The sequence below is a fragment of the Proteus sp. G2674 genome (assembly GCF_009915195.1).
In the GTDB taxonomy this organism is placed as follows: domain Bacteria; phylum Pseudomonadota; class Gammaproteobacteria; order Enterobacterales; family Enterobacteriaceae; genus Proteus; species Proteus mirabilis.
In genome coordinates this window covers 163,464-177,277 of the sequence record NZ_JAABLS010000014.1, presented here as the reverse complement: position 1 = coordinate 177,277, position 13,814 = coordinate 163,464, and the positions used below count along the sequence as shown (strand labels likewise).

Below are 13,814 nucleotides of genomic sequence, written 5' to 3'. Positions count from 1 at the left end.
AACGACGATAATAAGAAAAACGAACAAAAGGATAGAGATCATCAGCAAAAGCGATGAACCGCATGATTATTCATTTAATTTTACGATTTATAAAAAAGAGATAAAAAAAGCAGAGCCTTGGCTCTGCTTGGTAAATTAAATGTTTATAGCTATTGTTATTATTCGACTACTTTATAGTCAAGACGTAACTCTTTTGGCACTTCAAAAACAATGTTTTCTTCTCTGCCAGATAGCTCAATCACTTCTTCTGCACCAAAGGCTTTTAATCGTGCTAAGACTTGTTGAACTAAAATATCTGGTGCTGATGCTCCTGCAGTCACCCCAACAATATTGGCATGGCTTACCCATGTTTCATCAATATCTTCAGCACTATCAATTAAGTAAGAGGGTTTGCCTGCACGTTGTGCAAGCTCTGCTAATCGATTTGAGTTAGATGAGTTTTTAGAGCCAACAACAAACACGACATCGGCACGCTCTGCAAGCTCTCGAGCTGCTTCTTGACGATTGGTTGTCGCATAGCAGATATCATCTTTACGAGGCCCGATGATTTTAGGGAATCGTTTATTTAAGGCATCAATCACTTCGGAAGTATCATCGACGGATAATGTAGTTTGTGTCATAAAGCAAAGATTATCTTCATCTTTCACTTTTAGTTTCCATACATCATCTGGCGATTCAACCAAATACATTCCCCCTTCTGGGTTACTGTATTGCCCCATCGTCCCTTCAACTTCTGGGTGTCCGGCATGACCAATTAAAATGGCCTCTTTACCTTTACGGCTCGCCCTTGCGACTTCCATATGTACTTTGGTCACTAAAGGACAAGTGGCATCAAAAAGCATCGTTAAATTACGAGATCGTGCCTCTTGGCGAATAGCTTGAGAAACACCGTGTGCTGAGAAGATCAAAATCGCGTTACCCGGTACTTCGGAGATTTCTTCAATAAAAATAGCACCACGTTCGCGTAAATCATTGACTACATAGCGATTATGAACCACTTCGTGGCGTACATAAATTGGCGCGCCATAGATTTCTAATGCACGTTCAACAATGCTGATAGCTCGGTCAACACCCGCACAAAAGCCTCGTGGGTTAGCCAGCAATATTTGCATTTGTTGTTTCCTCCTGTGGATCAATACTGACGACTTCAATATCAAATGTGACATCTTGTAACGCTAATGGATGATTAAAATCGACAGTAACAGAATCTTCCGTCACTTCCTGCACAATGCCTGGCATTTCATTACCATTCATTGCCGTAAACAGCATAATGGTACCTGTTTCAGGAATACCGGATTGCGCAAAATCAGAAGGCATAAAGTATTGAATAAGATCAGGATTATATTTACCAAAAATATGCTCCCCCGCAAGCGTGAAGGTTTTCTTTTCCCCTTCTTTAAGTCCTACCAACTCTGCTTCTAAAGCAGGCGATAAGCTTTCATCACCAAGACGAAATAACGCCGGTTTTCCATGTGCTTGTGTAGATTCAGCAACAGAGCCGTCTGCCAATTTTAAGGTGAAATTCAGCAATACCGCACTATTATTGAGGATCTGCATACTCATACTAATACCTTCTATTAAGCGTAACCCCCGCCATTAGGCAGGGGTTATTTTAGTTAACTGATCTGTCAGATTACTTCTGCTTGTTGGCTTCTTGTGGGCTGGCATTCTTATCAGGGAAAAAGCTCTCAATGATAATTAAAGCTGCACCAAGACAAATAGACACATCAGCAATATTAAAAGTAGGCCAATGCCAATCACCGACATAAAAGTCCAGAAAATCGATGACAAATCCATGGATCAGACGATCAGAAAGATTACCCAATGCTCCGCCTATAATAAGCGCATAAGCAATATTACTTAGCTTAGCACTCGCTTTATTTTTATACATCATCACCACTAAGACAATACAGATTGCCAGTGCGATTAATGCAAAAAACCAACGTTGCCATCCGCCTTTATCGGCTAAAAAGCTAAAAGCTGCGCCATAGTTATGAGCATAAGTGAAGTTGAAAAAAGGCATGATAGCTACAGATTCATACAGACGGAATGTCTGCATGAAATACTGTTTTGTACCTAAGTCCAACACCACTACAGCAATAGCCAACCAGAGCCAGCGTAAACCTGTAGAGCAAAGTGTTTTCTTCATCAATTAAGCAAACTTACGTTCTTCACCGTTACCGGCTACGTTAGTAACACAGCGACCACATAAATCAGCGTGTTCCGCCACTTGACCAATGTCAGTTGCATAGTGCCAGCAACGTGGACATTTTTCACCTTGCGCTTTACTCAAGACAATTTTCAGCCCCGCCATATCAGATGCTAACGCGTTTTCTGGCGCATCATGAATATCAGCAACGGTCGCTTGAGAGGTAAGTAAAACAAAACGCAATTCGTTTCCTAATGCATTCAGTTTTTCCGCTAAGGCTTTATCCGCATACAGTGTTACTGCCGCTTCTAAAGAGCCACGTAGTTGCTTATCGGTACGAGCTTGCTCTAACACCTTATTGACTTCACTACGAACGGCTAATAATTCCGCCCAGTACTCATCATTTAAGGTTTCAGATGCCTCTAAACCAAATAAATCTGTGTACCATTCTTGAGTGAACACAAATTTCGCACGCTCACCCGGTAACTGTGCCCAAATCTCATCTGCGGTGAACGACATAATTGGTGCCATCCAACGTACTAATGCTTCGATAATATGGTATAGCGCAGTTTGACAACTACGGCGAGCAACACTGTCGCTTTTCGCAGTGTATTGTCTGTCTTTAATGATATCTAGATAGAAAGATCCCATTTCTACTGAGCAGAACTGCATTAGACGCTGAATAACATTATGGAAATCGTAGTTTTCATAGTGTTTGAGGATATCTTCCTGTGCCGCTTTCGCACGACCGACCGCCCAACGATCAAGTATTACCATCTCTTCAGGTTTAACTTGATGTTTAGCTGGATCAAAGCCATTTAAGTTCGCTAAGAAGAAACGCGCTGTATTACGAATACGACGATAAGTATCAGCAGAACGTTTTAAGATCTCATCGGAAACCGCAATTTCCCCCGTATAATCGGTGGAGGCAACCCATAAACGTAAAATATCCGCACCCAGTTTGTTCATTACATCTTGAGGGCTAACGGTATTACCAATGGATTTCGACATTTTACGGCCTTGTCCATCTACGGTGAAACCGTGTGTTAATACTTCACGATAAGGCGCTTTGCCTTTAATTGCCGTTGAAATCATAAGAGAAGACATAAACCAACCACGATGTTGGTCTGAACCTTCTAAATAGAGATCAGCAGAATTGCCATGGAATTCAGGACGAGCATCAACTACGGTTGAGTGCGTGGATCCTGAATCAAACCAAACATCAAGTGTGTCAGGTGTTTTCATGTAATCATCAGCTTCATCACCCAGCAGTTCGCGGATATCTAAGTCCCACCAAGCTTGAATACCACTCACTTCTACACGCTTAGCGACTTCTTCCATTAACTCTAGAGTACGAGGATGAGGCTCTTGTGTTTCTTTATGCACAAACAGCGACATTGGTGTTCCCCAAGTACGCTGACGAGAAATACACCAGTCAGGACGGTTTTCCACCATTGACTCAATACGAGCTTGGCCCCAATCAGGGATCCATTTAACACCTTTGATCTCTTTTAAGGATTGTTGACGTAATCCATTTTTATCCATACCGATAAACCATTGTGGAGTGGCACGGAAGATAACTGGTGTTTTATGTCGCCAACAGCAAGGATAACTATGTTGCATTGCTTCATGATGTAATAGAGCACCTTTTTCTTTTAGTAACTCAACAATCACATCATTAGCTTTAAAAACAAACACACCATCTAAGGTCGGATACGTATTAGGAAGATAACAACCATTAGGTCCAACCGGATTAGCCACTTCTAAACCATATTTTTGACCAATAACAAAGTCATCAGGACCGTGACCCGGTGCGGTATGAACAGCCCCTGTACCGGCATCTAATGTAACGTGATCGCCTAAAATGGCTGGTACATCAAAGCCCATAAATGGGTGATTGAAGCGCAATAATTCTAAATCACTACCTTTACATTCACCTAAAACAGCCCAGTCTGTGACACCGATACGTTTCATAACGTGTTCAACTAAGTCTGCCGCTAAAATGACGCACTCATCATTAAATGAAACTAATGCGTAATTAAATTCGCCATTTAATGCAATTGCACGGTTAGCAGGTAATGTCCATGGTGTGGTAGTCCAAATAACTAAAGAAATAGGTTTATCAGTGACGACACCAAATTTAGCCGCTACAGCGTTTGAATCAACTGCACGGAAACGCACATCGATAGAAGGAGAGGTTTTATCGTAATATTCCACTTCCGCTTCAGCTAGCGATGAACCACAAGCCGTACACCAGTGAACAGGTTTTGCCCCTTTTAATAGGTGACCATTAGCGATAATACGTGCTAATGCACGAATAGTATTGGCTTCCGTTTTGTAGTCCATAGTGAGATAAGGTTTGTCCCAATCACCTAGCACACCTAAACGAATAAAATCTTTTTTCTGCGCCTCTATTTGCTCATAAGCATATTTACGGCACTCCTCGCGGAATTGAGCTGCAGAGACTTTTTCTCCTGGTTTACCTACAATTTGTTCAACTTTTAATTCAATAGGTAATCCGTGACAATCCCATCCTGGAATGTACGGAGAATCAAAGCCTGACAGCCCTTTGGATTTAATAATAATATCTTTGAGAATTTTGTTTACTGAGTGACCAATATGAATATTGCCGTTGGCATAAGGAGGGCCATCATGCAAAATAAATGTTTTCTTACCACTTTTAGCTTGACGAATAGCTTGATACAAACCTTCTTTGTACCAACGTGATAACATTTCTGGTTCGCGCTTTGCTAAATCCCCGCGCATAGGGAACCCTGTTTCTGGTAAGTTCAGGGTATTTTTATAGTCACTCATTCGATTCTCAGTTCCAAGTTTCCGCTAGTTTATGACTCCGACCGCTGCAATAAAAAATCCCTAGCAGCAGCCACATCATTTGCGATTTGCTGTTTCAACGCATCCAATGATGCAAATCGCTGTTCATTACGTAATTTCTTTCGTAACACAACATCAATACGACGTCCATATAAATCCATATTAACGTCGATTAAATGAACTTCTAATTGTACACCCTTACCTTTTACGGTAGGACGACTGCCAATATTAGCCACCCCCGCTAAAGGCGATTGATGGTCGGCTAAATAAACATCAACCGCATAAACACCAGCAACAGGTGCCACTAAGCGTTTCATGGGAATATTGGCGGTTGGAAAACCAATAGTTCTTCCTAATTGATTACCATGTACCACGCGTCCACAAACGCTATAAGGGTGTCCAAGCAATGATTCAGCTAAAGCTAAATCGTCATTGAATAAGGCTTCTCGTACCGCCGTACTGCTAATACGTAATCCTTTGTCACAATAACTTTCAGTATTTGCCACCTCAAATCCGTATCGAACACCGGCTTGTTGTAAAAAATGAAAATCACCTGCTCTATTTTTACCAAAACGAAAATCATCGCCAATGGCTAAGAACTTCACACCTAATTTATCAACTAAGAGTGATGAAACAAACTCTTCCGGTGTTTGTGCCGCAAATTGCTTATCAAATTTGACACATAACAGGTAATCAATACCACACTCTGCCAAATATTTTATCTTATCGCGTAGGCGCGTTAGACGAGCAGGTGCTTTCTCTGGCAAAAAAAACTCCAGAGGTTGAGGTTCAAATGTCATCACAACAGTAGGTAGGCCACGACGTGATGCTTCTTGCTTCAAGTGTTTTAATAATGCCTGATGACCGCGATGGACACCATCAAAATTGCCAATTGTTAGAACACAACCATGATGTTGTGCTCGAATATTCTGTATACCGCGAATTAGCTCCATAACTGGCTCAATACCGTGGAAATAATTGGATTATACCTTGTCAAAGGCTCGAGAGTAACCCAATATATCAATGTTTATTGGTGAGTAATATCTTGCTTTGTCAATTCACTATGATTGTTAAATTAACATGCTCACTGCTAACAAAAAATAAACGATTACTCACTTGTTGGTTATAAAATCGCACAAAATCAACCGTAGATCCGCTTAGAATCTATTATTTATTACTCATATACACGATTTTGATGATTTTTTCACTCAAAAGACTGTATTCTACCCGTCTTAACTGATAAAATCTTGCGCCATCACAACGAAACCAGTGTCGCGTACAACGACGCTAATTTTGTATAAATCCATTGACAAACTTAGGTTGAAAAGGCATATTCCTTCACCTTTGTATTGTCCTCGCTAGAATATATTTGGGAGTTGGAACTTGGCTAATATCAAATCAGCTAAGAAACGTGCGGTTCAGTCTGAAAAGCGTCGTCAGCACAACGCAAGCCGTCGTTCAATGATGCGTACTTACATCAAAAAAGTATACGCAGCAGTTGCTTCTGGTGATAAAGAAGCAGCACAAAAAGCATTTAATGACATGCAACCAATTGTTGACCGTCAGGCAACTAAAGGCTTAATTCATAAGAATAAAGCAGCACGTCATAAAGCTAATCTGCAAGCACAAATCAAAGCAATGTAATTATTGTTTCTTGTGTTTAAAAAACCGGCTTAGGCCGGTTTTTTTACATTCTGTCTATGCAAACTCTACGTATTTCATTCGTTATTGGCTTTCTTTTCACCACTAAACAAAGCTGAAAAATCGGTATTACACACACGTTGTACTGCCGGATGCTGGATCATACGTTCAGCAAAAATAACGTAATACTCTTCTTTTACCGAGTCTAATGTGCCTATTTCCTCAATATTACTTTGGACAAATGTCTCATTGGTATAAATAGAAGGTGCAACAAAGATAGCATTATGATTTAAACCAAATGCTTTCATTAATGCGGCATCATCAAATTCACCTAAAATTTCTACTTGAAGATTTTTATTGCGTATCCAAGTTAACAAATGACGACCTAACATAGAGCGTCGACCAGGGATAAGCAATTTTCTATCTTCTAAACATTCTGGGAATGGCTTTTCTGGTATTGGCTGACTACAGAAAAAACTGACACTACACTCACCCAATTTAACAGAGAACAACCCCTCTTGCTGTGAGGAATCTACGGGACAATCAGATAAAATCATATCTAACTTATGCTGACTTAATTGCTCTAACAACAATTCATGAGTCGATTCAAAACAGCGTAAATGTATTTGTTCATGATCAATAACCGCCGTTTCTAATACACGACTAACAAGTTGTTTAGATAACGCATCGGCAACCCCAACATCAAATAACAGGTTAGATTCTCGACTATAGTTGACAATATCTAGCATCTCTTGGCTCAGCATAAACATTTTATCGGCATAGCGAAAAATAAGCTGACCTAATTCAGAGGGAACTAATCCGCGCCCTTGACGCTTGAATAATTTTCCCCCTAATCTTTCTTCTAATGCTTTAATTTGCCCTGTAATTGTCTGAGGTGTCAGATACAGCGCTTCCGCAGCCCCTACAACAGAGCCTTCTTTACACACATGCCAAAAATAATAAAGATGATTAAAATTGAGATGTGACACACGCATAGTGATTTTCCTTTCAACTTCTGTGATCTCATCACACAGACTTCGTTAACAACGCATTAGCGATTGGTGTTCCTTTCTCCAATCCTCATAAAAACACCTACGGCACAATACAAGGTATTGCGCCGTAGGTTTATGTTTATAGCTCGGTTTTTATTGTGTTTAGAAAACGAGTTCCCTACTCAATTTCGCTATTTTTGCTTCTGCTTCAACTTCGGTAAAACAGAGTTAAGCAATAAATATCCCACAACAGCAGCCATGGTTGAGCCAACTAAAATACCCAGTTTAGAGTATGTATTATAGGCTTCTATAGCACCTTCAAACGCAAGACCTGCGATAAAGATAGACATAGTAAAACCGATACCACATAAAACAGAAACGGCAAATATTTGCTTAAGATTAATCGCATCTGGCAATTTTGCAATCCCTAGTTTTACCGAAACCCAACTAAAGAGAAAAATCCCAATCGGCTTACCTAAGAAAAGCCCTAATGCAATACCAACGGGTAAGGTCGATAACATGCCATCAAGGGTAACGCCATTTAAAGAAACCCCCGCATTACTAAATGCAAATAGCGGTAATATTAAGTAGGCAACCCACGGGTGTAAAACATGCTCTAACTCTTCCGACGGTGAAGCCCCCTCTTTATCTCTTAATGGGATCAGGAATCCAACAATCACTCCCGCTATTGTGGCATGTATACCTGATTTCAAAATACACACCCACAAAATAAAGCCTAGGACTAAGTAAACTGCTGTATTACTCACTTTACGCCAATTAAGAATAAACAACATGATGGTGATTAGCGCTGCCAATAATAACGGGACTAATGCCACACTCTTAGAATAAAAGAGCGCAATAATCACAATGACACCAAGATCATCAATAATGGCTAGCGCTAATAAAAAGACTTTCAATTCCACAGGAACGCGACGCCCTAGTAACGCCATTACACCTAGAGCAAAAGCAATATCTGTTGCTGCCGGAATAGCCCATCCTTGCTGACCAATCGCATCGCCATGATTAAAAAATAGATAAATCAAAGCAGGTGCTAACATTCCTCCTACTGCAGCAATTGCAGGAAAAATAGCCCGATCACGTTGCGCTAAGGAACCTTCTTTTAGCTCCCGTTTGACTTCTAATCCTACCACTAAGAAAAAGATGGCCATAAGTGCATCGTTAACCCATAAGATCAACGGTTTATCTAGCTCTAATGCCCCAAATTTAATCATTATTGGGATAGATAAAAACTCATTATACAAAGCACTAAGAGGTGTATTCGCCATTATTAATGCGATAATAGCAGCAACAATCAGAAGAATACCGCCTGATGCCTCTAATCTTAAAAATTGTCTAATAATTGCTGTCATATTGTTAACCTAAAAATGTCTATTTGTGTTAATAATATGCTAATTATGAATTCGTAAAAAACAGATTATTTAGCAAAAATAATTCGGCTTTTTCGATCTCAATCACTTATATCAAGAGTAAAGAAGGAATTATGTAAAAAATAATCAATAAGTAATATCACGAAAGGTAAAAAACAAAAATAAAAAAAATAAAATACAACCTATTGATACAATTATTTTTTATGATAAATATAAGCAATAATTCACATTTAAAATAAGAATTGATAGAAAACAGGTAAATATTCTATTTTTTATCCATATTATTGTGACTATAGTGTGCTTTTTATTAAGAATAGTTGATAATTTACTCACAAGAATAATAAGAGGTGAAGATAATATTGTTCAACCTTTTTTGTTACCAGAGGGGATACCTAATGAAATAAGAGGGGAATGACTATTGAAGATAACAGAGGATAAGTTTCTAGGTATTTTTATGAAATTGATAAGAAAAAGCCTGATAGGCAATACATTATCAGGCTTTTGGGAATGAAGATAACGCAAAAATTATTTGGTTAAATCATCAAAGAATTTTTTTACTCCATCTAAGAAACTCTTAGAGCGCGGTGTATTTTTTTCACCACCTTTACCACCAAATGATTCACCTAGCTGTTCCATAAGCTGCTTTTGTTTTTCATTCAGTTTCACTGGCGTTTCAACAACAACACGGCACATTAAATCACCGACACCATGGCTACGTACAGATTTAACACCTTTGCCTTTCATGCGGAACATTTTGCCAGTTTGTGTTTCTGCTGGAATTTTTAGTTTCACACGACCATCCAGAGTTGGCACCTCAATTTCTCCCCCTAATGCTGCAACCGCAAAGTTAATAGGTACTTCGCAATAGAGGTTATTACCATCTCGTTCAAATATATGGTGCTGACGAACATGAACCTGTACATACAGATCGCCCGCCGGTGCTCCTTGCTCACCCGCTTCACCTTCACCACTTAAACGAATACGATCACCGGTATCCACTCCCGCCGGGATTTTAACTGATAAGGTTTTATAACGTTCAACACGGCCATCACCATGACATTTAGAGCAAGGCTCTTTAATTACTTTACCGCGACCATGACAAGTAGGGCATGGTTGTTGAACGGTGAAGAAACCTTGACGTAAATGAACCTGACCTGCCCCATGACATGTTGAGCAAGTTTCCGCTGATGTGCCTTCTTTTGCCCCACTGCCGTGGCATTTATCACAGGTTTCTAAGGTTGGAATGCGGATCTCTTTGGTAATACCACGAACAGCTTCTTCTAGCGTTAAGTCCATGTTGTATTGTAAATCTGAGCCGCGTGCAGCACGTTGTTGACGACGACCACCACCAAAAATATCGCCAAACACATCACCAAAGATATCGCTAAAGTCAGCGCCACCAAAACCGCCACCGCCTTGACCACCAAAACCACCTTGTTCAAAGGCAGCATGACCATATTGATCATAGGCCGCACGTTTTTGTGGATCGCTAAGAACTTCGTAAGCTTCTTTAATTTCTTTAAATTTAGATTCCGAATCTTTATCACCTTGATTACGATCTGGGTGATATTTCATCGCTAAACGCTTATAAGCACGTTTGATCTCTTTTTCATCGGCTGTTTTACTTAACCCGAGTACTTCGTAAAAATCTCTTTTCGCCATTCTGGATTACCCTTGACATAAGCACACGGGCGTAGAGTTGCCTCGACGCCCGTGTTTCGGTATCAGTAACTGTTCATCATTGAGTTACCGCGGCCCGTTAAGGGCATTATTTTTTATCTTTGCCGTCTACTTCTTCAAACTCTGCATCGACAACATCGTCATCTTTCTTCGCACCTGCATCAGTTGCATCGGCAGTATTACCTGCACCCGCTTGAGCTTGTTGTTGTGCAATTTCTAACAGAGGTTTTGAAGCTTCAACTAACGCTTGCAGTTTTGCTTCAATAGCAGCTTTATCTTCACCTTTAGAAGCAATTTCTAATTCGCTTAACGCTTTTTCGATAGCTTCTTTATCGTTAGCCGCTAATTTGTCACCCGCTTCTTCAATTTGTTTACGTGTACCGTGAACTAATTGATCTGCTTGGTTACGTGTTTGCACTAACTCTTCAAATTTACGGTCTGCTTCTGCATTAGCTTCTGCATCACGTACCATTTTTTGGATTTCTTCTTCATTTAAACCTGAAGAAGCTTTAATGGTGATGTTTTGTTCACGACCACTGTTTTTATCTTTTGCAGATACATGCAAGATACCATCAGCATCGATATCAAAAGTCACTTCAATTTGTGGCATACCACGTGGTGCAGGTTGAATACCATCTAAGTTAAATTGACCCAGTGATTTGTTATCACTCGCACGTTTACGTTCACCTTGTAATACGTGAATAGTTACAGCTGATTGATTATCTTCAGCGGTAGAGAATACTTGGCTATGTTTAGTTGGGATAGTGGTATTCTTCGCAATCAGCGAAGTCATCACGCCACCCATAGTTTCAATACCTAAAGACAGTGGAGTCACGTCAAGTAACAGAACGTCTTTAACATCACCTGCTAATACACCACCTTGAACAGCAGCACCCATAGCAACAGCTTCATCTGGGTTAACGTCTTTACGTGGTTCTTTACCGAAGAACTCAGCCACAGTTTTTTGTACCATAGGCATACGAGTTTGACCACCAACCAGAATAACGTCGTTTACTTCACTGACTTTCAAGCCCGCATCTTCTAATGCAACTTTTACTGGATCCATTGAACGTTTTACTAAGTCTTCAACTAAAGATTCCAGTTTTGCACGAGTCACTTTGATATTTAAGTGTTTAGGCCCTGTCGCATCAGCAGTAACATAAGGTAAGTTCACATCTGTTTGTTGAGCTGAAGATAATTCAATTTTTGCTTTTTCTGCAGCTTCTTTCAGACGTTGCATTGCCAATGGATCATTACGCAGGTCAATGCCTTGTTCTTTCTTAAACTCATCAACTAAGTAGTTAATTAAACGGCTATCGAAGTCTTCACCACCTAAGTGAGTATCACCATTGGTTGACAGAACTTCATAGGTTTTTTCGCCATCAACTTCATCAATTTCGATGATAGAGATATCGAATGTACCACCACCTAAGTCATAAACAGCGATAGTGCGGTTACCCACTTCACGATCTAAACCATAAGCCAATGCCGCAGCTGTTGGTTCGTTAATAATACGTTTAACATCTAAACCCGCGATACGACCCGCATCTTTAGTTGCTTGACGTTGCGCATCATTAAAGTAAGCAGGAACTGTAATAACAGCTTCTGTAACTGGTTCACCTAAGTAATCTTCCGCTGTTTTTTTCATTTTTTTCAATACTTCAGCAGAAACTTGTGGTGGAGCCATTTTTTCGTTACGTGCTTCAACCCATGCATCACCATTATCAGCTTTAATAATTTTGTAAGGCATGATAGAAACATCACGTTGTACTTCCGCGTCTTCGAAACGACGACCGATTAAACGTTTGATGGCAAATAATGTATTTTGTGGGTTAGTCACAGCCTGACGTTTTGCCGGTTGACCAACTAGAATTTCACCATCTTGTGCATATGCAACAATCGAAGGAGTGGTACGATCGCCTTCACCGTTTTCAATAACCCGGGCATTCTTACCGTCCATTACAGCAACACAAGAGTTAGTTGTACCCAGGTCAATACCAATAATTTTACCCATTTAAACGCCTCCAAAGAGAATTCTTTATCAATTTGATTACCAATCTATATGAGGATGAATATTCATTTTTCAAGTCAAAAAATTAATGGACTCAATATCATCACAAAGCGGATAAACATCAACGCAACTCAATAGTGGTAATTGCAGTTGAAAAATAGATGGGGTCATAAATACATTCATCAAGGGGAAAAATAAAAAAAAATAGTAAAAAGATAAAAAAAAGATCTAGTAAAATAACAATATAAAAAATAAATATTACATATCAATAGGTTATGACAAACATTATCTTTAACCCATTATGATGATGTAAAACAACAACGATAATCCATTAATATAAAAAATAACTAATTGAAATATAACAGTTTCAATCAATTATTGCACAAAGTGGGTTATCTCAATGATCAATAAATCATCAACAGAAGCATCACTCATAGGTAAAAATAGCAGGTTGTTCTTATTTAATTTTATTAGGGCAAAACGTACTCACATTCAATATTAATAACAAAAACAACCGATGCAATGTATTAAGCAGATGTAGAACGGCGTGCTGATTTAGGTCTAAAGGCAACCACAATTTCTTCGTTAGTTTCGATATAAGGGCCATCCAATAATTGAATACAATAAGGAACACTGGCAAAAATACCACTGACAATCACCTGTCCCTCACTGTCTTTTAATCCCTCTAATGTCTCTGCGATCGCTTTAGGCTGTCCCGGTAAATTTAAAATTAAGGCTTGATTACGAATAACTCCCACTTGACGAGATAAAATCGCCGTAGGAACAAATTTCAAACTGATTTGGCGCATTTGCTCACCGAAGCCTGGCATCTCTCTATCAGCAATCGCCAATGTTGCATCAGGCGTAACATCACGACGAGCAGGCCCTGTGCCTCCCGTTGTTAAAACCAAGTGACATCCTGCTTCATCAACCAGTTCACATAATGTTTGTTCAATCATCAGTTGCTCATCGGGGATCAAACGTGATTCGATATGAAAAGGGGTTGTGATTGCTTTTTTTAGCCAAGCTTCTAAAGCGGGCAGGCCTTTATCTTCATAAACACCACTGGATGCACGATCAGAAACAGAAACCAGTCCTATACGTAATTCATTCATATCAAC

General features: G+C 39.6%; 11 protein-coding genes. 1 reads left to right on the top strand and 10 read right to left on the bottom strand.

What is annotated here, in order from left to right; all coding sequences use genetic code 11:
• Positions 1–158 precede the first annotated feature (158 nt).
• The 5 genes from ispH to ribF all read right to left on the bottom strand — a co-directional run bounded on the left by ispH (position 159) and on the right by ribF (position 5,934).
• Entirely contained in the window at positions 159–1,112 is a 954-nt protein-coding gene (gene ispH / locus GWI58_RS06950) for a 4-hydroxy-3-methylbut-2-enyl diphosphate reductase (RefSeq protein WP_161769035.1), read from the bottom strand.
• Positions 1,093–1,563 carry an FKBP-type peptidyl-prolyl cis-trans isomerase gene (gene fkpB / locus GWI58_RS06945; protein ID WP_004245205.1) on the bottom strand — a complete coding sequence of 157 codons (471 nt, stop codon included), beginning with the start codon at positions 1,561–1,563 and terminating at the stop codon, positions 1,093–1,095. Before fkpB ends, ispH begins: the two co-directional genes overlap by 20 nt.
• A 70-nt stretch (positions 1,564–1,633) precedes the next feature.
• On the bottom strand, positions 1,634–2,149 hold the full coding sequence (gene lspA / locus GWI58_RS06940; protein ID WP_161769034.1) for a signal peptidase II: 516 nt from the start codon (positions 2,147–2,149) through the stop codon (positions 1,634–1,636).
• A gap of 3 nt (positions 2,150–2,152) precedes the next feature.
• Complete coding sequence (gene ileS, locus GWI58_RS06935; RefSeq protein ID WP_004245207.1) at positions 2,153–4,963, bottom strand: isoleucine--tRNA ligase; 2,811 nt, start codon at positions 4,961–4,963, stop codon at positions 2,153–2,155.
• A gap of 29 nt (positions 4,964–4,992) precedes the next feature.
• Positions 4,993–5,934, bottom strand: a complete 942-nt coding sequence (gene ribF, locus GWI58_RS06930) for a bifunctional riboflavin kinase/FAD synthetase (protein WP_020945179.1) — start codon at positions 5,932–5,934, stop codon at positions 4,993–4,995.
• Positions 5,935–6,364: 430 nt separating this feature from the next.
• Between ribF and rpsT the strand changes: the two genes are divergently transcribed.
• Complete coding sequence (gene rpsT / locus GWI58_RS06920) at positions 6,365–6,625, top strand: 30S ribosomal protein S20 (RefSeq protein WP_004248964.1); 261 nt, start codon at positions 6,365–6,367, stop codon at positions 6,623–6,625.
• Between the two features lie 74 nt (positions 6,626–6,699).
• Here the strand turns inward: rpsT and nhaR are convergent, their stop codons facing one another.
• The 5 genes from nhaR to mog form a co-directional block, all read right to left on the bottom strand.
• Entirely contained in the window at positions 6,700–7,617 is a 918-nt protein-coding gene (nhaR, locus tag GWI58_RS06915; protein ID WP_004245210.1) for a transcriptional activator NhaR, read from the bottom strand.
• Between the two features lie 188 nt (positions 7,618–7,805).
• Positions 7,806–8,984 carry a Na+/H+ antiporter NhaA gene (gene nhaA / locus GWI58_RS06910; RefSeq protein WP_004245211.1) on the bottom strand — a complete coding sequence of 393 codons (1,179 nt, stop codon included), beginning with the start codon at positions 8,982–8,984 and terminating at the stop codon, positions 7,806–7,808.
• A 543-nt stretch (positions 8,985–9,527) separates the two neighbouring features.
• Positions 9,528–10,664 (bottom strand): molecular chaperone DnaJ, encoded by a 1,137-nt coding sequence (gene dnaJ / locus GWI58_RS06905; protein WP_004245212.1) that lies wholly within the window; start codon positions 10,662–10,664, stop codon positions 9,528–9,530.
• 106 nt (positions 10,665–10,770) lie between these two features.
• Positions 10,771–12,696: a molecular chaperone DnaK gene (gene dnaK / locus GWI58_RS06900; protein WP_004248962.1), complete on the bottom strand. Its 1,926-nt coding sequence runs from the start codon at positions 12,694–12,696 to the stop codon at positions 10,771–10,773.
• Between the two features lie 524 nt (positions 12,697–13,220).
• Positions 13,221–13,808, bottom strand: a complete 588-nt coding sequence (mog, locus tag GWI58_RS06895; RefSeq protein WP_004245215.1) for a molybdopterin adenylyltransferase — start codon at positions 13,806–13,808, stop codon at positions 13,221–13,223.
• Positions 13,809–13,814: the final 6 nt, after the last annotated feature.

Coding starts and splice junctions, on each gene's coding strand:
- dnaK (WP_004248962.1), bottom strand. CDS start 12,696: ATGGGTAAAATTATTGGTATTGACCTGGGTACAACTAACTCTTGTGTT.
- ribF (WP_020945179.1), bottom strand. CDS start 5,934: ATGGAGCTAATTCGCGGTATACAGAATATTCGAGCACAACATCATGGT.
- fkpB (WP_004245205.1), bottom strand. CDS start 1,563: ATGAGTATGCAGATCCTCAATAATAGTGCGGTATTGCTGAATTTCACC.
- ileS (WP_004245207.1), bottom strand. CDS start 4,963: ATGAGTGACTATAAAAATACCCTGAACTTACCAGAAACAGGGTTCCCT.
- ispH (WP_161769035.1), bottom strand. CDS start 1,112: ATGCAAATATTGCTGGCTAACCCACGAGGCTTTTGTGCGGGTGTTGAC.
- lspA (WP_161769034.1), bottom strand. CDS start 2,149: ATGAAGAAAACACTTTGCTCTACAGGTTTACGCTGGCTCTGGTTGGCT.
- dnaJ (WP_004245212.1), bottom strand. CDS start 10,664: ATGGCGAAAAGAGATTTTTACGAAGTACTCGGGTTAAGTAAAACAGCC.
- nhaA (WP_004245211.1), bottom strand. CDS start 8,984: ATGACAGCAATTATTAGACAATTTTTAAGATTAGAGGCATCAGGCGGT.
- nhaR (WP_004245210.1), bottom strand. CDS start 7,617: ATGCGTGTGTCACATCTCAATTTTAATCATCTTTATTATTTTTGGCAT.
- mog (WP_004245215.1), bottom strand. CDS start 13,808: ATGAATGAATTACGTATAGGACTGGTTTCTGTTTCTGATCGTGCATCC.